15 protein-coding genes, 1 tRNA gene and 1 pseudogene are annotated in these 19,324 nt (G+C 59.5%); 11 read left to right on the plus strand and 6 right to left on the minus strand.

Features of this window, described 5'->3' with window-relative positions; genetic code table 11:
• Positions 1-14 precede the first annotated feature (14 nt).
• The 3 genes from rpoB to rpsT form a co-directional block, all read right to left on the minus strand.
• Positions 15-3,308 carry a DNA-directed RNA polymerase subunit beta gene (rpoB, locus tag SIB72_RS01605; RefSeq protein ID WP_115019605.1) on the minus strand — a complete coding sequence of 1,098 codons (3,294 nt, stop codon included), beginning with the start codon at positions 3,306-3,308 and terminating at the stop codon, positions 15-17.
• Positions 3,309-3,606: 298 nt separating this feature from the next.
• A complete protein-coding gene (locus tag SIB72_RS01610) occupies positions 3,607-4,392 on the minus strand; it encodes a TatD family hydrolase (protein ID WP_413744387.1) in 786 nt (261 codons plus the stop codon).
• Positions 4,393-4,454: 62 nt separating this feature from the next.
• A complete protein-coding gene (gene rpsT, locus SIB72_RS01615; protein ID WP_115120509.1) occupies positions 4,455-4,757 on the minus strand; it encodes a 30S ribosomal protein S20 in 303 nt (100 codons plus the stop codon).
• A gap of 120 nt (positions 4,758-4,877) precedes the next feature.
• Here rpsT and hisD point away from each other — a divergent pair, with 120 nt between their 5' ends.
• A complete protein-coding gene (gene hisD / locus SIB72_RS01620) occupies positions 4,878-6,200 on the plus strand; it encodes a histidinol dehydrogenase (protein ID WP_413744388.1) in 1,323 nt (440 codons plus the stop codon).
• A gap of 5 nt (positions 6,201-6,205) precedes the next feature.
• On the opposite strand, the gene rpiA is transcribed toward hisD, so the two are convergent.
• Positions 6,206-6,901 carry a ribose-5-phosphate isomerase RpiA gene (rpiA, locus tag SIB72_RS01625; protein WP_413744389.1) on the minus strand — a complete coding sequence of 232 codons (696 nt, stop codon included), beginning with the start codon at positions 6,899-6,901 and terminating at the stop codon, positions 6,206-6,208.
• A 61-nt stretch (positions 6,902-6,962) separates the two neighbouring features.
• On the minus strand, positions 6,963-8,030 hold the full coding sequence (locus tag SIB72_RS01630; protein ID WP_413745157.1) for a trypsin-like peptidase domain-containing protein: 1,068 nt from the start codon (positions 8,028-8,030) through the stop codon (positions 6,963-6,965).
• A gap of 255 nt (positions 8,031-8,285) precedes the next feature.
• Here SIB72_RS01630 and SIB72_RS01635 point away from each other — a divergent pair, with 255 nt between their 5' ends.
• The 7 genes and pseudogenes from SIB72_RS01635 to SIB72_RS01665 all read left to right on the plus strand — a co-directional run.
• The gene (locus tag SIB72_RS01635; RefSeq protein WP_413744390.1) at positions 8,286-8,555 is read left to right on the plus strand and encodes a hypothetical protein; all 270 of its coding nucleotides are present in this window, start codon (positions 8,286-8,288) and stop codon (positions 8,553-8,555) included.
• Between the two features lie 185 nt (positions 8,556-8,740).
• Entirely contained in the window at positions 8,741-9,145 is a 405-nt protein-coding gene (locus tag SIB72_RS01640; protein ID WP_413745158.1) for a hypothetical protein, read from the plus strand.
• A 132-nt stretch (positions 9,146-9,277) separates the two neighbouring features.
• The gene (gene rimP / locus SIB72_RS01645) at positions 9,278-9,745 is read left to right on the plus strand and encodes a ribosome maturation factor RimP (protein ID WP_115120549.1); all 468 of its coding nucleotides are present in this window, start codon (positions 9,278-9,280) and stop codon (positions 9,743-9,745) included.
• A 67-nt stretch (positions 9,746-9,812) separates the two neighbouring features.
• Complete coding sequence (gene nusA, locus SIB72_RS01650; protein WP_413744391.1) at positions 9,813-11,288, plus strand: transcription termination factor NusA; 1,476 nt, start codon at positions 9,813-9,815, stop codon at positions 11,286-11,288.
• The gene (locus SIB72_RS01655; protein ID WP_115120514.1) at positions 11,285-11,554 is read left to right on the plus strand and encodes a YlxR family protein; all 270 of its coding nucleotides are present in this window, start codon (positions 11,285-11,287) and stop codon (positions 11,552-11,554) included. The genes nusA and SIB72_RS01655 overlap by 4 nt, the downstream gene beginning before the upstream one ends.
• 73 nt (positions 11,555-11,627) lie before the next feature.
• The gene (gene infB / locus SIB72_RS01660) at positions 11,628-14,972 is read left to right on the plus strand and encodes a translation initiation factor IF-2 (RefSeq protein WP_413744392.1); all 3,345 of its coding nucleotides are present in this window, start codon (positions 11,628-11,630) and stop codon (positions 14,970-14,972) included.
• Positions 14,973-14,997: 25 nt separating this feature from the next.
• A pseudogene (locus SIB72_RS01665) lies at positions 14,998-15,555 on the plus strand (low-complexity tail membrane protein); the annotation flags it as partial.
• A 495-nt stretch (positions 15,556-16,050) separates the two neighbouring features.
• Here SIB72_RS01665 and SIB72_RS01670 read toward each other — a convergent pair.
• Complete coding sequence (locus SIB72_RS01670) at positions 16,051-16,344, minus strand: DUF3493 domain-containing protein (RefSeq protein WP_371410880.1); 294 nt, start codon at positions 16,342-16,344, stop codon at positions 16,051-16,053.
• A gap of 5 nt (positions 16,345-16,349) precedes the next feature.
• Here SIB72_RS01670 and SIB72_RS01675 point away from each other — a divergent pair.
• The 3 genes from SIB72_RS01675 to gap all read left to right on the plus strand — a co-directional run bounded on the left by SIB72_RS01675 (position 16,350) and on the right by gap (position 19,237).
• A tRNA-Thr gene (locus tag SIB72_RS01675) sits at positions 16,350-16,422 on the plus strand.
• 389 nt (positions 16,423-16,811) lie between these two features.
• Complete coding sequence (locus tag SIB72_RS01680; RefSeq protein ID WP_413744393.1) at positions 16,812-18,089, plus strand: DUF389 domain-containing protein; 1,278 nt, start codon at positions 16,812-16,814, stop codon at positions 18,087-18,089.
• Between the two features lie 149 nt (positions 18,090-18,238).
• Complete coding sequence (gene gap / locus SIB72_RS01685) at positions 18,239-19,237, plus strand: type I glyceraldehyde-3-phosphate dehydrogenase (protein WP_115120534.1); 999 nt, start codon at positions 18,239-18,241, stop codon at positions 19,235-19,237.
• The last annotated feature ends 87 nt before the right edge of the window (positions 19,238-19,324 follow it).

Below are 19,324 nucleotides of genomic sequence, written 5' to 3' on the forward strand. Positions count from 1 at the left end.
CGATCGTTGATCCGTCAGTCCTCGTCGTAATCCGCGACGCCAAGGGATTCGTAGGTGGGCCTGCTTGGTGTGCTCCGGCGGGGGTTCACGTCCTGCATCAGATCCACTTCCTTACCTTCATCTGTGAAGACAGCAATATCAAGGCCGAGCGACTGCAGTTCGCGCATCAGCACCTTGAAAGACTCAGGGGTACCGGGACGGGGGATTGGCTTGCCCTTGACGATGGCGTTGAGGGCCTCATTGCGCCCCTGCATGTCGTCCGACTTGACAGTGAGTAGTTCCTGCAGGGTGTAGGCGGCTCCATAGGCTTCAAGAGCCCAAACTTCCATCTCACCCAGACGCTGACCACCTTGCTGCGCCTTGCCGCCGAGGGGCTGCTGGGTCACCAAGGAGTAAGGACCGGTTGAGCGAGCGTGAATCTTGTCATCGACCAGGTGAACAAGCTTGAGGAAGTGGGAGTAACCCACAGCAACAGGCTGATCAAAAGGCTCGCCGGTGCGGCCATCAGTCAAAAGGAGCTTGCCAGGGGAATCAGGGTTGTAGATCCAGTCCTTACCGGGCTGACTTGCCGCTTCCTTCAGGAAAGCTTCGACGGTCTGCTGGGACTTCTCAGCGCCGTACATCTCGTCGAAGGGCACAATTTTGACGCGGCAATCAAGGTTTGATGCAGCCCAGCCCATGAGCAACTCAAACACCTGACCCACATTCATCCGGCTCGGCACACCCAGAGGATTGAGGACGATATCGATGGGGGTTCCATCCGGCAGATAAGGCATGTCTTCGCGGGGAAGGATGCGGCTAATAATTCCCTTGTTGCCGTGGCGACCGGCCATCTTGTCGCCGACCTGAATCTTGCGTCGTTGAGCGACATAAACGCGCACCACCATGTTGGCGCCAGGCGGCAGCTCATCACCCTGTTCACGCGTATAGATCCGCACGTCCACCACACGTCCACGCTCAGTGCTTGGCACCCTCAGTGAGTTGTCGCGCACATCTCGGGCCTTTTCGCCGAAGATCGCTCGCAGCAGTTTCTCCTCAGGGGGTTGGTCGGACTCCCCTTTGGGAGTCACCTTGCCCACCAAGATATCTCCGCTTTCAACGAAGGCACCAATCCGAATGATGCCCATCTCATCAAGGTTTCCGAGGCTTTCTTCCGCAACGTTGGGGATCTCGCGGGTGATTTCTTCGGGGCCAAGTTTGGTCTGACGGGCTTCAATCTCGTACTTCTCGATATGCACCGAGGTATAGAGATCGTCGTTGACCAAACGCTCACTAACAAGGATTGCATCCTCGTAGTTGTAGCCCTCCCAAGGCATGTAAGCGATCAGCACATTCTGGCCGAGTGCAATTTCACCCCCCTCGCAAGCCGAGCCATCAGCCAACACCTGGCCAACGATGACTGGATCTCCCTGACGAACAATTGGGCGCTGGTTCAGACACGTGTCCTGATTTGAGCGCTGGTACTTCTGCAAGAAGTGGGTGTGATCCACCCCCTCTTCGTCCCGCACAACAATCGCCGTGGCATCCACGAAGGTGACGGTTCCATTGACACGCGAGATCGGCACCATGCCGGAGTCACGGGCCACTTGGGTCTCGAGTCCCGTACCCACGAGAGGACGCTCAGGGCGCAGCAGTGGCACAGCCTGACGTTGCATGTTGGAGCCCATCAAGGCTCGGTTGGCATCGTCGTGCTCCAGGAAAGGGATGAGCGACGTTGCCACAGAGATCACCTGCACAGGTGAGAGCTGAACGTAGTCAACCTGCTCTGGAGGGACCTTCTCGAAGTCTTGGCGGTAACGAACGGGGATCAAATCGGCGAGGATCCGACCGTCGGCATCAGTGGCCACGTCTCCAGGAGCAACCCGGCACTCGTCTTCAAGGTCAGCAGACAGGTAGATCGGGTCACCCTTCTTGAGCACCACACCGTTCTCAACCTTCCAGAACGGCGTTTCGATGAAGCCGTACTCATTCACCCGGGCATGGGTCGCCAGGGAGTTGATCAGACCTGCGTTCGGTCCCTCGGGCGTCTCGATTGGACAGAGACGGCCGTAATGGGAAGGATGAATATCGCGGACAGCGAAGCCAGCACGTTCGCGAGTCAGACCGCCTGGACCAAGCGCACTGATCCGACGCTTGTGCGTGAGCTCAGCAAGGGGGTTGGTCTGATCCATGAACTGGCTCAGCTGGCTGGAGCCGAAAAACTCCTTGATCGCCGCCACCAAGGGCTTGGGATTGACGAGCTGGGCCGGAGTGAGCGAATCCGTCTCACCGACGGTCATGCGCTCTTTAATGATTCGCTCCAGGCGATTGAGGCCAACACGCACCTGGTTCTGAAGCAGCTCACCAACAGAGCGGACCCGACGATTCCCTAGATGATCGATGTCATCAAGACTGGCTCCGCCAACGTCGAGTTCAAGATTGATTAGGTAGTCAAGGGTTGAGAGCACATCCTCATGGGTGAGGGTGCGCACGGCATCGGGGATCGTGAGCCGCAGCTTCTTGTTGATCTTGTAGCGGCCGACACGGCCCAGGTCGTAGCGCTTGGGATCGAAAAAGCGCGTCTGGAGCAACTGCTGACCACCGCTGACTGAAGGCGGCTCACCCGGACGCAGCTTTTTGTAGAGCTCCAACAGCGCCTGGTCTTCAGAGCTGATGCCCTCATCATTCGCAGCCTCGATCGACTTGCGGTAGTACTCGGGGTGCCGGAGCTTGTCGATGACGTCGTTATCCGACAGTCCCATCGCACGCATCAAGACGTGCGCATTGATCTTGCGGGTCTTATCCACCCGCACGTGCAACAAGTCGTTCTTATCGGTTTCAAACTTCAGCCAAGCTCCCCGATTGGGAATGACGCTGGCGTTGTAAGTGCGGCGGCCGTTCTTGTCCTGTTCGTCTTTGAAATAAACACCAGGACTCCGCACGATCTGGTTCACGATCACGCGCTCGGCGCCGTTGATGATGAACGTGCCGCGCTCGGTCATCAGGGGTAGCTCACCAATGAACACCTCCTGTTCCTTGATCTCGCCTGTCTCCTTATTCACCAGACGGCAGGTGACATACATCTGGGAGGCAAAGGTGGCATCCCGCCGCTTCGCCTCTTCCACATCGTGACGAGGACGCTTCAATCGGTATTCACTACCGACGAAATGCAGCTCGAGCTTTCCGGTGTAATCGGTGATCGGGGAGAAACTCTCCAGCTCCTCGATCAGGCCTTTGTCAAGAAACCACTTAAAGCTTGCCCGCTGCACCTCTACCAGATCGGGCAGGTAGGTGGCGGTCTTGGCGACCTGAATCGCGCTGCTGCTCATGCGGAGACCTGCAGATGTGAAGTGGGGGACAAAAGGCCTGAACGTTGGATCGTCATGACCGCGAAACCATCGATGCCCAGCCAACGAAAGCCGTCCCCCTCAACGGAGAACGGCTACCGCAGCTGGGCTTTCAGAGATCTCGGGACAGAACGGCAGACGTCGTCAATGCACCGGAAGGAAATGGACGCTTCTGGGAGCTCAGGCGCAGATCATGCACCCGGGCCAGGCCAATGAACCATCTTACACTTCAGGGTGTTGCGTCGAACCCCTTCCGGGTTGACAGGTTTTGATTCGGGGATCAAGGCAGCCCGAACAGACGCCGAGCATTAGCGGTGCTTGTCGTCGCTACCTCGTCAAGGCTCTGACCTCGCAGCTCCGCCACTCTGGCCGCCACAGCCGTGACATAGGAAGGCTCGTTGCGCTTGCCACGACGGGGCACTGGAGCAAGGAAAGGACAATCGGTTTCTACCAAGAACCGGTCTTGCGGCACCCGGCGAGCACATTCATGGGTTTCGGCTGCTTTGGCAAAGGTCACCGTGCCGCTGAAACTGATATAGAGGCCCAAGTCCAGAAACGCCTCCATCTCATCAGGGGTTCCACCCCAGCAATGCATCACACCAGCTGGGCATTGCCCCTCAGACCGACGAGAACGCAGTTCCTCGAGCATGGGCTCTGCAGCATCCCGGCAGTGAATGATCACGGGCTTATCAAGCTCCACCGCGAGATCCAACTGAGGCCTCAGGACATCCAACTGCTCAGAAAGGTTTTTATCGCGAAACAGATCTAGGCCCAGTTCGCCAATGGCCACCACTCTGTTGTCGTCCAGGGCAGCCTGTCGCAACACCACTGCAGTGCTGTCCTGCCAGTGCTCGGTATCGAGCGGGTGCACTCCGACGGAGTAACGCATCTCAGGGAAGCGATCGGCAAGGGCACGGATCGCAGGGATCTCAGCCGGCTCGACGCATGCATGCAAAAGAGAGACAACACCGGCTTGCCTCCAACGGCTGGCAACAGCCTCAAGATCGTCTTCAAAGTTCCGAAAAACGATGTGACAGTGGCTGTCAATCAGTGTGGGAGACGTCACCAGGACCTGAAACGCGCCTTCAGGTCCATTCTGCAGGTCACCCGCAACCCCGAGGCGTAGCTTCAGGCCGCGGTGGCCGGTTCAATCGCCTTCTTCACAGCAGCGCTGAGACGCGACTTCTGATGGGCTCCATTGTTGCGATGCAGCACACCGACCTTGACGGCCTTATCGATCTTGCTGAAAGCAGCCTTCATGCTGGCCTGAACCGTGGCCTTGGCGTCATCGCCTGGCTCGGATGAATAGGCGTCGCAAGCGCTGAAGCAACGCTTCATCAAGGTACGCAGCGCAGACTTGTAAGTCTTGTTTTGGACACGGTTGCGCTCCGCAATCTGAACGCGCTTCTTCGATGACTTGTTATTAGCCACTGAGTCGGATACTGGTTCGACAATCCAACACCATAACCCAGCGAGCGCACGCTTCCCCCACCTCCGGCAAGGGAGCTGAAGGGACCTAGCTTGAAGCGGCAGTCGCCCTCCAGCCCGCCGATGACAGCGTCGAGCAGTCAGTCATCAGCGCCCTCTTTGCTGCGTTGCCTCCGTGACGTGGGCGCAGCGGAGCAAGTACTCGACCAACTGGCCAATCGCACAACCGGCGACACACAACAGCAGGCGCAGGCCACGGTGAACGGCATTCTCACTCAGGTGCGCCAGCAAGGGGATCGCGCCCTAATCGAACTGACGCAGCGATTCGACCACTTCCGCCCCGAACCACTGCAAGTGGCTCCAACGCAGTTAGAGCAAGCCTGGACAAACACCAGCAACGATCTGCGCGATGCCCTGGAGCTCGCCCATCGGCGCATTCAGGATTTCCATCAGCGGCAGAAGCCCAAGGATCTAGAGATTGAAGGCGTTCACGGCGAGCGGCTTGGTCGACGGTGGCGACCGGTCTTGCGTGCCGGCCTCTATGTGCCGGGCGGGAGGGCCGCCTACCCCAGCACGGTGCTGATGAATGCCGTACCGGCCCGCGCTGCAGGTGTGGACAGGATCGTGATGGTGACACCCGCCGGACCGGATGGTGAAGTGAATCAAACCGTGCTCGCAGCGGCCCATCTCGCTGGAGTGCATGAGGTGTATCGCATCGGCGGAGCCCAGGCGATTGCCGCCCTGGCCTTCGGCACTGAAACAGTGCCCCGAGTGGATGTGATCTCCGGTCCGGGCAACATCTTCGTCACGCTTGCCAAGAAAGCGGTGGTGGGGCAGGTGGGAATCGATTCCCTTGCAGGCCCCAGCGAAGTCCTGGTCATTGCTGACCACACCGCCAGGGTGGAGCAGGTCGCCGCTGATCTCTTAGCCCAGGCCGAACACGACCCCCTTGCCGCAGCGATCCTGCTCACCACTGAGCAAACCTTGGCCGATGCCCTCCCTGCCGAACTTGAACGACAACTGGAGGGGCACCCCCGCGAACGGATTTGTCGTCAATCCCTCCAAGACTGGGGGGTGATTGTCGTGTGCGACAACCTCGAAACCTGCGCAGGCCTCAGTGATCGCTTCGCCCCAGAACATTTGGAACTGCTAGTGGAACGGCCCCAACACCTTGCCGATCGCATCCTGAATGCAGGAGCTATTTTCATTGGCCCCTGGTCACCGGAAGCGGTCGGGGATTACCTCGCAGGCCCCAATCACACGCTGCCGACATGCGGCACGGCCAGGTTCAGTGGTGCGCTCAGCGTTGAGACGTTCATGCGCCACACCTCTCTGATTGCCTTTAACCGGGCTGCCCTTGAAGCAACGGGACGAGCAGTTGAAGAGCTCGCCCGCAGTGAAGGGCTTCACAGCCATGCCAATTCAGTGCATCTCAGGTTGAGCTGAGCGTCTCAGGATCCGCGTTCGAGGCTGCGCACCCCGGCCACATCTCCATTGACCTCGCCCACCAGCACCTCGTCCGCCAGATTCACGAACAGCCCATTCTCGAGCACCCCGGGGAGATTGTTGAGGTCGCGCTCAAGACCAACGGGATCAGCAATCCCGCCGTTGAACTTCACATCGAGGACCAGATTTCCCTGATCGGTCACAACAGGGCCAGCCTTGCGCGTGGCCATGCGCAGGTCCGCATTGCCACCCATCGCCTGAAGTTGGGCTTGGACCTGACGCCAGGCACCGGGCAGCACTTCGACAGGGAGGAGAAAATCGAGGTTGAGGCGATCCACCAACTTGGTGGAATCGACCACAACAACGAAACGATCGGCACGACAGGCGACCAATTTTTCCTGGACGTGGCAAGCACCGCCACCCTTGATCAGCTGAAAGGCGGCATCCACCTCGTCGGCCCCATCGATGGCCAGATCAATCCGATCGACAGCGTTGAGGCTGCGCAACGGGATGCCAAGTTCTGCTGCGAGCACCTCGCCCTGAAACGAGGTGGTGACACCAACAATGTCCTTCAGCTCACCAGCCGCAAGCTTGGCCCCGAGCCCTTGGATCATCAAAGCAGCGGTGGAACCGGAACCAAGCCCAAGCACCATGCCGTCCTTGATCTGATCCACAGCAGCGGTGGCCACCGCTTGTTTCATCTGGGTCTGAAGATCCACCGTCGTCAAGTGCAAAAAGATCGCGCGACCGTAGCAAGAGCGCTCATCCCAGGCCAGGCAGTGGAGCCGGTTTGACCGAAAGGTGCAAGACCTTATCGTTGCGAACCACCTCGAGGGCAAGGGGTGCATCAATCTCAGCACGATCCACTTCACTGAGCAGCGACTGGGGATCGACCACGGCTGTCTCACCGGCCGTGATCACCACATCACCACGCCTTAAGCCAGCTTTCTGGGCAGGACTATCAGGCAGAACGGTCTGAACCAATGCACCAGATCGTTCCGGCAACTGCACCAGAGCATTCGGATCCTGGTTGTGTTCACGGGCGATCCGTGCCGTGAGAGGCACCAGCTGCAAACCCAAATAAGGATGGACCACCTGACCATCAGCCACCAGCTGATCAGCCACCCTGCGGGCCAGGTTGATGGGGATGGCGAAACCGAGTCCGGCACCGGGGCCGGAACGCACAAGGGTATTGATGCCAATCACTTGCCCCCTGGCATTGACCAACGGCCCCCCTGAATTTCCTGGATTGATGGCTGCGTCGGTCTGAATCAAGTCCAAACGCTTATCAGAAAAACCGAGGCTGCTGATATTGCGGTGCAGGCTGCTGACGATGCCAAGCGTCACCGTTCGCTCAAGCCCATAAGGAGTCCCGAGTGCAATCGCCCAATCGCCAACTTCCAAGGCTTCCGAATCTCCCAGGGGGGCCACCTCAGGCGAAGGGCCTTGCTGAAGACGCACCAAGGCGAGATCCGTCACTGGATCGGTACCGACAACCAATCCGTCGCGCTGATCACCATCAGCAAGGGTCACCGTGACCTCATCCACTCGCTCAACCACATGGGCATTCGTGAGGATCAGACCATCGGCAGCAATCAGCACTCCGGAGCCCTGACCACGTTCATGCTCCATTCCCCCCGGTTCACCCAGTAGGTCTCGAAGCAGGGGATCAATCAGAGTGGGGTCATAGGGCTGACGCTCCACGGTGCGTTCCGTGTCGATCCGCACCACGGACGGTGCCACTTGGCGAACGGCCTTGGCGACGAAGCTATGAGGACTGTCGGGGGTCGCCTGCACCGAGGGAGGGAAGACCAACAAAACAGCGGCCATGAGGGAGAAGAGCAATGCCACTCCTTGAGAGCGCCTAAGGCGATTCATGGCTGCGATCACAAACGGAAAATCTCATCTGCAACTTAGGGAGCACGGTCGGGTGGTGGTGTGTGAGCCCAAGCCAGGGACGCGCAGCGGCTGCATCAAAAGCACTGGGAAGAGAAGGGCTCGATAGCGCGATGCGCATGGCATCCGTTGTTGCAACGGAGGTTTTGTCCTGCCATTAATTTGCGCCGTCATCTCAGGGACCAGACCATGACTGCCCCCACAAGCCAGCGCCTTCGCTGTGAGCTCTGTCAGGTGGAGATTGACTGCAATAACGGGATCGATCAGGTGTTGTTCAGCCTCGGTGGAGCCGGCACCCGCAGCAAGCTTTGGGTCAGGGTTTGTCGGTACCTCAGCAACGATGAACAGAAGGCCAGCTGCATCAATCAAGATGCAACGAAGCGCGGCGAAGAACAGCCCGGCGACCGCTACGACGAAGCTCCTCCCCTTGATCTGGGCAGAGCCAATGGGGGTAGCTGATCCCTGTCGTGCACATCTGGACGTGGGCTGTGGACAGCTCTGAATGCTCAGTTCAAAGTGACAACAGCGCCTCTTTCCAGATCATGCGGCACGTCAGACATCGGCTCGCCCTTCTTTCCTCAGCAGTGGCAGTCACTCTGGTGTCAGTGCTGCCCGTTGCTGCACAAGCCTCCTGCACGTTTCTGATGCCGGTCGGCGGCAATGGCAGCGGGCCCAAACCATGGATCGTCAAGAAGAAAGTGGAGCGTCCGAAGGGATTGCTAGGCCGAGCTGTCGGTCGCACCAACTGGAACACCGATTTCGTTGTCAATCAGCCCTATCGCTCCTTCAAATTGTTCTTCACTGCCGACTCAACAGACGGCAATCCTGGCGCGTATCCAATACAGGCATTCCTCAAATTCAGCGATGGCGGCAATCTGAAGGTTGTGGATGAGACCATGCAACCGCCAACGGGGACAGGAGCCCAGTTCGGTCCGTTCACCTCTCCTTCAGGCAAAGCAGTCAGCCAGGTGAATTTTCGGATTGGAGCTAACAACGACCCTGCCGCAACCGGCTTCAGCTATCGAATCTCAGTGCAAGGCTGCAACTGATTCAGACAGCTGCGCAACCTGGCTGTCTTCCCTCGATCCACTACATTGTTCACAGGCCTGGCGAGTCCTTCTCTCCAGGAGGGTGATCTCAGTATCAGCCGTCGGGCCAGAGCCCGACATCCCAGCCCCTCGTTGCCCCATCCCCTCCTGCCAGATCTCACTTCTGTCGCAGCAAAAGCCGCTGCCGACCAAGGATTTGAGTTGGCAGATCTTCAGATGCTCACCCATCTGAGGCCGATGACGGTTCAGATTCAAATCCGCCACACCAGCGGTGACGATGTGACCCTCGACGACTGCGCTGGTTTGAGTCTTCCGATGGGCGAAGCGATCGAGGCGTCCACACTGTTAACGGAGGCCTACGTCCTGGAGATCAGCAGTCCTGGCATCGGAGATCTGCTCCAGAGCGATCGCGATTTTCAGACATTTAGGGGGTTTCCAGTCGACGTCATCTTTCTAGATAACGAGGGACAGCAACAAACCCTGGCAGGGTCTCTTCTGGAGAGGACTGATGATCACCTTGAAGTCAATATCAAGGGTCGAATCAAACGAATCCCCCGATCGAGCATCCGCTCTGTGCAGCTGACCAGCCCCACCAGCTAGTTAGAGCAGCCAATCTCTCCGGTCGTGTCTCCGACCCACCACCTTTTCTTCCTTCCTTCAGCCCTCGATGGCACTCGTTCTACTCCCCGGCCTCACCAACCTGATCGATGACATCAGCGACGAGAAAAAGCTGCCACCTCAGGTTGTCGAAGCCGCCCTGCGCGAGGCTCTACTCAAGGGCTACGAGCGCTATCGACGCACCTTGTATCTAGGGATCAATGAAGATCCATTTGACGAGGAATACTTCAGCAATTTCGATGTTGCGCTCGATCTCGATGAAGAGGGCTACCGGGTGCTGGCCAGCAAGATCATCGTTGAAGAGGTCGAAAGCGACGACCATCAGATTGCTCTCGCCGAAGTGATGCAAGTCGCCGATGACGCCCAGGCAGGCGACACGGTGGTGCTTGATGTCACTCCCGAAAAAGAGGAGTTTGGCCGAATGGCGGCGGCCACCACGAAACAGGTGCTCGCCCAAAAGCTGCGCGATCAGCAGCGCCGCATGATCCAGGAGGAATTCGCCGACCTTGAGGATCCAGTGCTGACCGCACGTGTGATCCGTTTTGAGCGCCAGTCCGTGATCATGGCAGTGAGCTCTGGGCTGGGTCGGCCCGAGGTGGAAGCGGAACTGCCCAGACGCGACCAGCTACCGAATGACAATTACAGAGCTAATGCGACCTTCAAGGTCTTCCTGAAGGAAGTCAGTGAAGTGCCGCGGCGTGGGCCTCAGCTGTTTATCAGCCGCGCCAACGCTGGCCTGGTGGTGTACTTGTTCGAAAATGAGGTACCTGAGATCCAGGAAGGATCGGTGCGCATCGTGGCTGTGGCCAGGGAAGCCAATCCCCCCTCTCGGTCGGTCGGACCGCGCACCAAGGTTGCTGTCGACAGCATCGAAAGGGAAGTCGATCCAGTTGGCGCCTGCATCGGCGCCAGGGGATCCCGCATTCAGCAGGTGGTGAATGAACTGCGCGGAGAGAAGATCGACGTGATCCGCTGGTCCTCAGATCCCGGCCAGTACATCGCCAACTCCCTCAGTCCGGCCCGTGTCGAGATGGTTCGCCTGGTCGACCCTGTTGGTCAGCATGCCCATGTGCTCGTGCCCCCCGATCAGCTCAGCCTCGCCATCGGTCGTGAAGGACAGAACGTGCGTCTTGCGGCCAGGCTCACCGGATGGAAAATCGATATCAAGAACTCACAGGAGTACGACCAAGCCAGCGAAGACGCGGTCGTCGCCGAGCTGATCTCCCAGCGAGAAGAAGAAGAGGCATTGCAGAGAGAGGCCGAGGAGCGCCTGGCTGCCGAGCAAGCGGCAAGAGCTGAGGAAGACGCCCGTCTGCGCGAGCTCTATCCCCTCCCTGAAGACGAGGAGGAGTACGGCCAAGACATGGCCGAAACGATGGAAGCCATGGACGATGCCAATGCGATGGCTGAATCGGGCGAAGCCGAGGCAACCGAGGCACCCACCGATGAGGTGGAGGGCGTCGAGGCCGAATCCGTTGAGAGCGACAACGAAGCCGTGACCGCTGACGAGGATGGAGCCCGGTGAACGAACCACGCCCTGTCCTGCGTCGCTGCGTAGCCTGTCGAAAGTTGTTGGATCGCCAACAACTCTGGCGCGTCATCCGCGACCACAGGGAGGGGGTCCTCTTAGATCGGGGGATGGGTCGCTCGGCCTACCTCTGCCCGACCGAGGCCTGCCTGGATGAGGCACGTCGCCGAAAACGTCTGAATAAGGCCCTGCGATGCCAGGTGCCCGACAGCGTTATCGCCACGTTGCAGGAGCGGCTCTCCTTTCAGAGAGACAGCCGCTGAGGCAAGATGAACATTGGCCCCAGCTTGTCTGGGGCCCCGAGGCACTCCGTGCCCGGACCGACCGGAGACCTGAATGACCAGCAGCGGCAAAGTCAGAATTTATGAGTTGTCCAAGGACCTTGGCCTGGACAACAAGGACGTGCTTGATGCCGCTGAAAAGCTGTCCATTGCGGCGAAAAGCCACAGCAGCTCCATCAGTGAGACAGAAGCAGGCAAGATCCGCGGCCTGCTCAAGAAAGGCATGCAACCAGCAGCACCAGCCAAACCACCTGCGGGCAAAGCCATCCTGTCCGTCAAAAAAGCTGAGGCTCCAGTGGCACCACCGGCAAAATCACCGGTCAAGCCCACTGCTGCCGCACCGAGCAGACCGGTGGCAGCCAAACCATCGGCAACCGCGCCGGTAGCTGCCAAAGCGCCACAACCCTCCAAAGCTTCGACTCCCTCGGCGCCTAAGCAACCTGTGGCGCGCCAATCGACAGCCAGTGCCCCGGTCAACCGCCCAGCGCCTGCAAATCCCGCTGCGGCAGCCAAAACCCCACCGGCTCGACCGGCGGCAGCACCTGTGAGCAAGCCCACGGCACCGCAACCGCGGCCAGCAGCCCCCAGTGCAAAGACAGTGGCAAGCAAGCCGCTCACACCAAGCCCAAGACCAGTTCAGGCCAAAGGAGGCGGAGCTCCCCGACCAGCAGCTCCACCCCCGGTCAAACGCAGCGCACCTACACCCCAACGACCGCCAGCCAGACCTGAACTGGTGGGACGGCCTCAGCCGAAACGCCCTCCTGGGCCTCCGACGCGAGCCGGCAACGGACAACGCCCTGGCGTCAGCCCACGTCCAAGTCAGGCCGGTAGCCAAAATCAGCGGCCCGCCATGCCGCAACGACCCGGGGCCCCTCAACGGCCTGGATCGCCATCACGTCCCGGAGCCAGCAAAACTGCAGGCGGACGGCCCGGAGCAGCACGCTCGGGCGGCAACACCCTCGAATTGGTGGGTAAACCCATCCGTCGCGATGGTCAGGGAGCAGGAGGTCGCGATAGCAGTGGCCGACCGGCGCCTCCAAGTCGTCCGGGCATGCCCAGCGGCATGCGCAAGCCGATGGCGCCCGGTGAGCTCATGCAGCTGCAAAAACCGAGTGGGCGCCCTGGAGCACCGCCACCGCGCCGCGCCGATGGCTCACCGGTAACGCCTCGCACGGCAGAAGGACCGACCCGAAAGGCGGTGCCCCCAATCGCACGGCCGGCCACATCGCCATCCCCTGCAGCCGCACCCCGCCGGCCTGGTTACCGACCCGCACCTGGTGCAGGTGGTCAGCGTCGTCCCGGACGACCCGACTGGGATGACAGCGCCAAGCTGGAAGCACTGCGCAGCCGTTCTCCCCAGAAGCAGCGGCAAAAGGTCCACATCATTGGCGAAAACGATGATGCCCTGGCTGCACAGACCGGCGGCTTCGCCGGTGAGCAGCAGGCCATGGTGCTCTCTGCAAGCCTGGCTCGTCCCTCCAAGCCGAAGACACCGCAGCGCTCAACGCCGAAACCGGTGGCTGCCGTCCGCAAGCGCCGCAAGGAGACAGCCCGTCAGCGTCAGCGGCGACGGGCCATGGAGCTTCGCGCTGCACGCGAGGCCAAGCAAGTCAGGCCCGAGATGATCGTTGTGCCGGAGGACAACCTCACGGTGCAGGAGCTTGCCGACATGCTCAGTGTGGAGAGCTCCGAAATCATCAAATCCCTGTTCTTCAAGGGCATCATCGCCACGGTGACCCAAAGCTTGGATATGCCGACCATCGAGGCGGTGGCCGACGAATTCGGGGTGCCGGTACTCCAGGACGATGTGGAGGAAGCCGCCAAGAAGACCGTCGAGATGATCGAGGAGAAAGACCTCGAGCATCTGATCCGCCGTCCGCCCGTGGTCACGGTGATGGGCCACGTCGACCATGGCAAGACGAGCCTGCTGGATGCGATTCGAAAAGCGCGCGTTGCTGCTGGCGAGGCAGGCGGCATCACCCAGCACATCGGCGCCTACCAAGTGGAGGTTGAACACAACAAGCAACCCCGCAAGATCACCTTCCTCGACACTCCTGGGCACGAAGCCTTTACTGCCATGCGTGCCCGTGGCACCAAGGTGACCGACGTGGCTGTTCTGGTGGTCGCTGCCGATGATGGCGTCAGGCCTCAGACACTGGAGGCCATCAGCCATGCCCGTGCTGCCGAAGTGCCGATCGTGGTTGCCATCAACAAGTGCGACAAGGAAGGTGCCTCCCCAGACCGGGTCAAACAGGAACTGTCAGATCAGAACCTGTTGGCAGAAGAATGGGGCGGCGATGTCGTGATGGTGCCCGTCAGTGCCATCAAGGGCGAAAACATCGACAAATTGCTGGAAATGATCCTGCTGGTCACCGAAGTGGAAGACCTACAGGCCAATCCCGATCGCATGGCCCGCGGCACCGTGATCGAAGCGCATCTCGACAAAGCGAAGGGTCCTGTGGCCACGCTGCTGGTTCAGAACGGCACCCTCAAAACAGGCGACGTTCTGGCCGCTGGCCCTGTGCTTGGCAAAGTCCGCGCCATGGTCGACGATGCCGGCAAGCGCATGAAGGAGGCCGGACCTTCCTTCGCCGTTGAGGCGCTTGGCTTCAGTGAAGTGCCAACAGCAGGCGATGAATTCGAGGTGTATACCGACGAAAAATCCGCCCGTGCAGTCGTGGGAGACAGGGCATCCGATGCCCGTGCCACCCGACTGGCTCAACAGATGGCCTCAAGGCGTGTATCGCTCACAGCCATGTCTGGCCAGGCAAGCGATGGCGAGCTTAAGGAGCTCAACCTCATTCTCAAGGCCGACGTCCAAGGCAGTGTGGAAGCGATTCTCGGATCGCTGGAACAGCTACCGAAGGACGAAGTCCAAGTTCGGGTTCTGCTCTCGGCACCTGGTGAAATCACGGAAACAGACGTCGATCTTGCAGCTGCCTCCGGTGCCGTGATCGTGGGTTTCAACACCTCAATGGCCTCCGGTGCGAAACGCGCCGCAGATGCCACGGGCGTTGATGTGCGCGATTACGACGTGATCTACAAACTGCTCGAGGATATTCAGCTGGCGATGGAAGGCCTCCTGGAACCAGAGTTGGTCGAAGAGGCCTTGGGAGAAGCGGAAGTGCGTGCGGTCTTCACCATCGGCAAGAGCGCCGTGGCCGGTTGCTACATCACCACTGGCAAGCTGCAACGCAACTGCAAGGTGCGTGTCCGTCGTGGCAAAGAAGTGGTGTTCGAAGGCGACCTCGACTCCCTCCGTCGCAACAAGGACGACGTCAAGGAAGTCGCCACCGGATTCGAGTGCGGCATTGGCTGCGATCGTTTTGCTAATTGGGAGGAAGGCGACCGGATTGAAGGCTTCAAGATGGTCACCCAACGCCGCAAGCTGAGCACCTGACCGTCACCCCCTGCCCCGATCCATCGTGAGTTCTCGTCGCGAGCCCCTGTTGTGGCTTCAGTGTCTGGCCCTTGGAGCCATCCCACTGGAGCTGCTGGTGCTTCGACTTGTGCTCGCCGGCTCAGACCTGGGCCCATTCCCTGCCCTGGAAAGACTCTTGACCTGGGGCATCGGGGCTCTCGCACCAGCCTTTCTGCTCTGGCGTCGATCACCAGACTGGGGATCACTGCTCCTTCTGCGACTTCCCCTAGCCGATCGCACCAAGCGCCAGCGCCAGCTCAGCGCGGCCCAAACCACTCTCCCTTTGAAACTGCTTGGGAGTGCAGGTGTCGTGCCCTTGCTGCTGTTGTTGTGGTGGATCGATGCCTCGGCCCTGCTAGTGGCGGACTTGTCGCCGCTGCAGCACGGCAGCCGCCTGGGGAGCCTGCTGATTGCGGCGCCCCTCCTGGCTCTTCTCCTATGGCAATGGCATCAGCTGATTCAGGCCAGTTGGCTACTGACCAGAGACAACGATGCCCTGGACCGCTTGACCCCACTGAGCGAAGCCGAGTTGCAACAGACAACTCTGTCGTTAGGCCTGAGTCTGCTCCGGCTGCCAGACCTGGACTGGGGTCCTGAGGTCGTTGCTGATTCGCAGCCGACAGCACCGACAACACCACCTGCAGCCAGTTCAGACGAACGGTCAGCGGTCGAATCCACCCCAACAACAACCACCATCGATTCAAGCGATGTCGATGCAAGCGACGCCGATGCAAGCGACGCCGATGCAAGCGACGCAGATGCAAGCGATGTCGATGCAACCGCCGCCGATGCCAGTGGCGGCACAACAGACGATCACCAAACGCCTGAGATCCCATCAACGGGGCAACAAGAGAGCGACGACAACGTGGAAGAGACGGCAGGGCAGGACCAGGCCCTGAAAGACAGCGAGGCTGAAGACCAGCACCAGCCTGAGGATGTCAGCGAAAAACTGGACACCCCCACCACGATCAGCGAAGACCTCTCTGCAACACGTTCCACTCCTGCGCCAGACAGCAATGACACTCCTGCAGCAGGAGCAGTGGCTTCCGATCCTGGATTAGCCGTCCTTGGAGCGATCGAACCAGAGCAGCCCTCCGAAGGTCATGACGGCCCCGATCTGGATAGCGAGGTCGGAGAGCACGACACTGTCGCCAGCGCTGACGCGAAAACTCATCACGAACAGGCCGAGGCCACCGGAGGCGAAGAGAGCGATCCAGAGCAACCGGCGCAACCCTCTCCAGGGAGTGCGTGACTCTTTAAGAAGCCTCTCCCTCAGTGCAGGATCCAACTGACCATTGGGGTTCTGACCGTTCAATCCCTTGAGGCTGCAGTCCAGAATGTTAAGTTCCAATCGACGCCGATGTAGCTCAGCTGGTAGAGCAACGCTTTCGTAAAGCGTGGGTCGCCTGTTCAAGTCAGGTCATCGGCTTTGCTTCCGCATCGGCCCCCAAGAACGACTCCATTTGAGGAGTCCAGGCTCTGATGCAATCCTGACCGCCAGGGCCTCAGGATCCCCGATCAGCGAAGCCGTTCAAACTTGCATCCCTTCCCTCAGCCCTCAAGTGAGCAACCTCTGGGTGAGCGGGAAGTAGAGCCTCGATGATCAGGAACGAACCTGCCGCAGCCAGAGATCCGGCTAAAGCAGCAGTGCAAACACACACTGCACCGTGCATCAGGTCTTTCATGGTTGAAGGGCTGCTGCATTCAGCCTCTGCCTGAAACGGGAAAAGAGTGGTGAGACGGGTCTCAACAATCAGTGCGCAGTGTCACAACTGAATCAAACTGAAGATCCATGGTGAACGGCTGCAGATGAGCGGCATGGAGCCGACCAAGCTGGAGAGGCTGCACCGCAGCTACAGCCGCGATGCGGAGCTGGATGAAGCCTTCATCGTTCTCACCATCGGCGCCAGCCTGATTGCCACCCTCGGCTTATTGGCAAACAGTTCAGCTGTGGTGATCGGGGCGATGGTGGTCGCACCATGGATCCACCCATTACGCGCCAGTGCCTTTGCAGTTCTGCTCGGTCGCGTTCGACTTTTGGGCCGATCGCTGAGCACCCTGGCCATCGGGGTTGCGCTGACAACCGTTTTATCTGCATTGCTGGGTGCACTGGTCGCACTGCCCCAGTTCGGCAGCGAGGTCACAGCGCGCACCATGCCCAACCTGCTGGACCTTGGCATTGCTCTTGTTGCAGGTGGACTCGCGAGCTACGCCAAAATGCGAAGCGACGCAGTGAGCTCCCTGGCAGGGACGGCGATCGCCGTGGCTCTGGTACCACCGGTGTGCGTGATGGGCCTGCTGCTGTCACAACAGGATTGGTCCTTAGCCGCAGGCGCAGGCCTCCTCTTTTCCACCAACCTTCTGGGGATCCTGACGGGAGGGTTGATGTTGATGGCCTGGAAAGACCCGTTCTTCCGCGAGCAACTCACCCGCAGTCGCCTAAGTGCAGCCAGCTTCGCGCTGACTGGCTTACTCATCGTGCCCCTTGGCACCAGTTTCATCAGCCTGCTCCAAGCCAAAAATCAAGACAACATCAAAAACCTCGTGGAGATCACGATTCGTCGTTTTCTCGAGGATGAAACCATCACCTTTGGCGATGTGAAAGGTGTTCCTGAAAGCGAGGCGGTGAACCTTGAATCGGTGCGAATTGATTGGGATGTTCAACCACCAGTCATCCGCGCCCGGGTCAGTGTGAGTGACCCTCGTTTTCCCACCTTCACACAGGTGAAAGCGGTGCAGAAAGAGATCAACAAACGTCAGCGAATGCAGTTTCAACTGGTGGTGGAACGCACCGCTGTGGAAGTGGTGGGTCCCCCACCCAAAACACCGACGATCGAACTCGATAGCCGCTTGGATGAAGTGCTGCTGCCTCAGCCACCTGGAGCAGGACAAGAGCCGTCTGCAACTCACACGTCGACACTCTCTGACGAGATAACAACGGAAGCTGAAACCAAGTCTGCGGACAGAGATCACCGCCTAATTCCGGAACCGGCAACCCAGAACAAGGTCACTCCAACAGATGCTCAGACAGCACCGCACCGCCATCCCTCAAGTCAGACGACTGAAGGACCGCAACCGAACCTGGACGATTGGTGACGGTGAAGAGCACTGAGATGAGGCGGCGTCTTGCGCGATGAGGCGACCGAAGTCAGCCTCAGCAGCCACGCCTGTCTTCATCCCCAAAAAGGGAGGCGACCAAGTGCCATATCCCCTCTATAAATCGCTTATCAGCAGGACTTGCCTCCATGTCCATCCGCATTGGCATTAATGGCTTTGGCCGCATTGGACGCCTGGCCTTCCGGCAGGCCATGGCCTGCCCGGATGTTGAGGTGGTTGCCATCAACGACCTGATCGAAATCGATTACCTCGCCTATCTGCTTCGCTACGACTCGACCCACCGACGCTTTCCGGGGGAGATTCGAGTCGAGAACGGTCAGTTGCTGGTGAATGGACGCACAATTCGCGTCACGGCCGAACGCGACCCCCTGCAACTGCGTTGGGGAGAGGTGGGCGCCGACTACGTGCTGGAAAGCACAGGCTTTTTTCTGACGGAGGAGAAGGCCCGTGCACACCTGGAGGCTGGAGCCCAACGCGTGGTGATGAGTGCCCCCTCGAAAGACCACACCCCGATGTACGTGATGGGGGTGAACCACACCAGCTATGCGGGACAGCCGATCGTGTCGAATGCCAGCTGCACCACCAACTGTCTGGCTCCCCTGGCCAAGGTCGTCAACGATAACTTCGGCATCGTCAGCGGTCTGATGACGACAGTGCATGCCACCACTGCCACCCAAAAACCAATCGACAGCCCATCACTCAAGGATTGGCGCGGTGGGCGTGGCGCCGGTCAGAGCATCATTCCCAGTTCAACCGGTGCTGCGAAGGCAGTCGGTCGTGTGATCCCCGAACTGAATGGAAAGCTGACGGGGATGGCATTCCGCGTCCCTACGCCTGACGTGTCCGTCGTTGATCTCACCGTGAACCTGGCGCGCCCCACCAGCTACGAAGAGATCAAACTGGCGATGAAAAAGGCATCACAGAACGGATTATCCGGAATCCTCGGCTACACGGAAGACCCGATCGTTTCGAATGACTTACTCGGTGAAAGTTGCACGTCCGTCTTTGATGCCGGAGCAGGGATGGCGCTCAATGATCAGTTCATGAAGCTGGTGGCCTGGTACGACAACGAATGGGCCTACAGCTGCAAGTGCATTGATCTGATCCGTCACATGGCTTCTTCCTGAACCAAAAGGAGGGTTTGAACCACACGTTCGAGGCGACCAACCAGCCTTGTGAATGCAACCAGGAAGCCAGTGAACACCAACACCTCA

It is taken from the genome of Synechococcus sp. MIT S9451 (genome assembly GCF_047304725.1).
Lineage (GTDB): Bacteria > Cyanobacteriota > Cyanobacteriia > PCC-6307 > Cyanobiaceae > Synechococcus_C.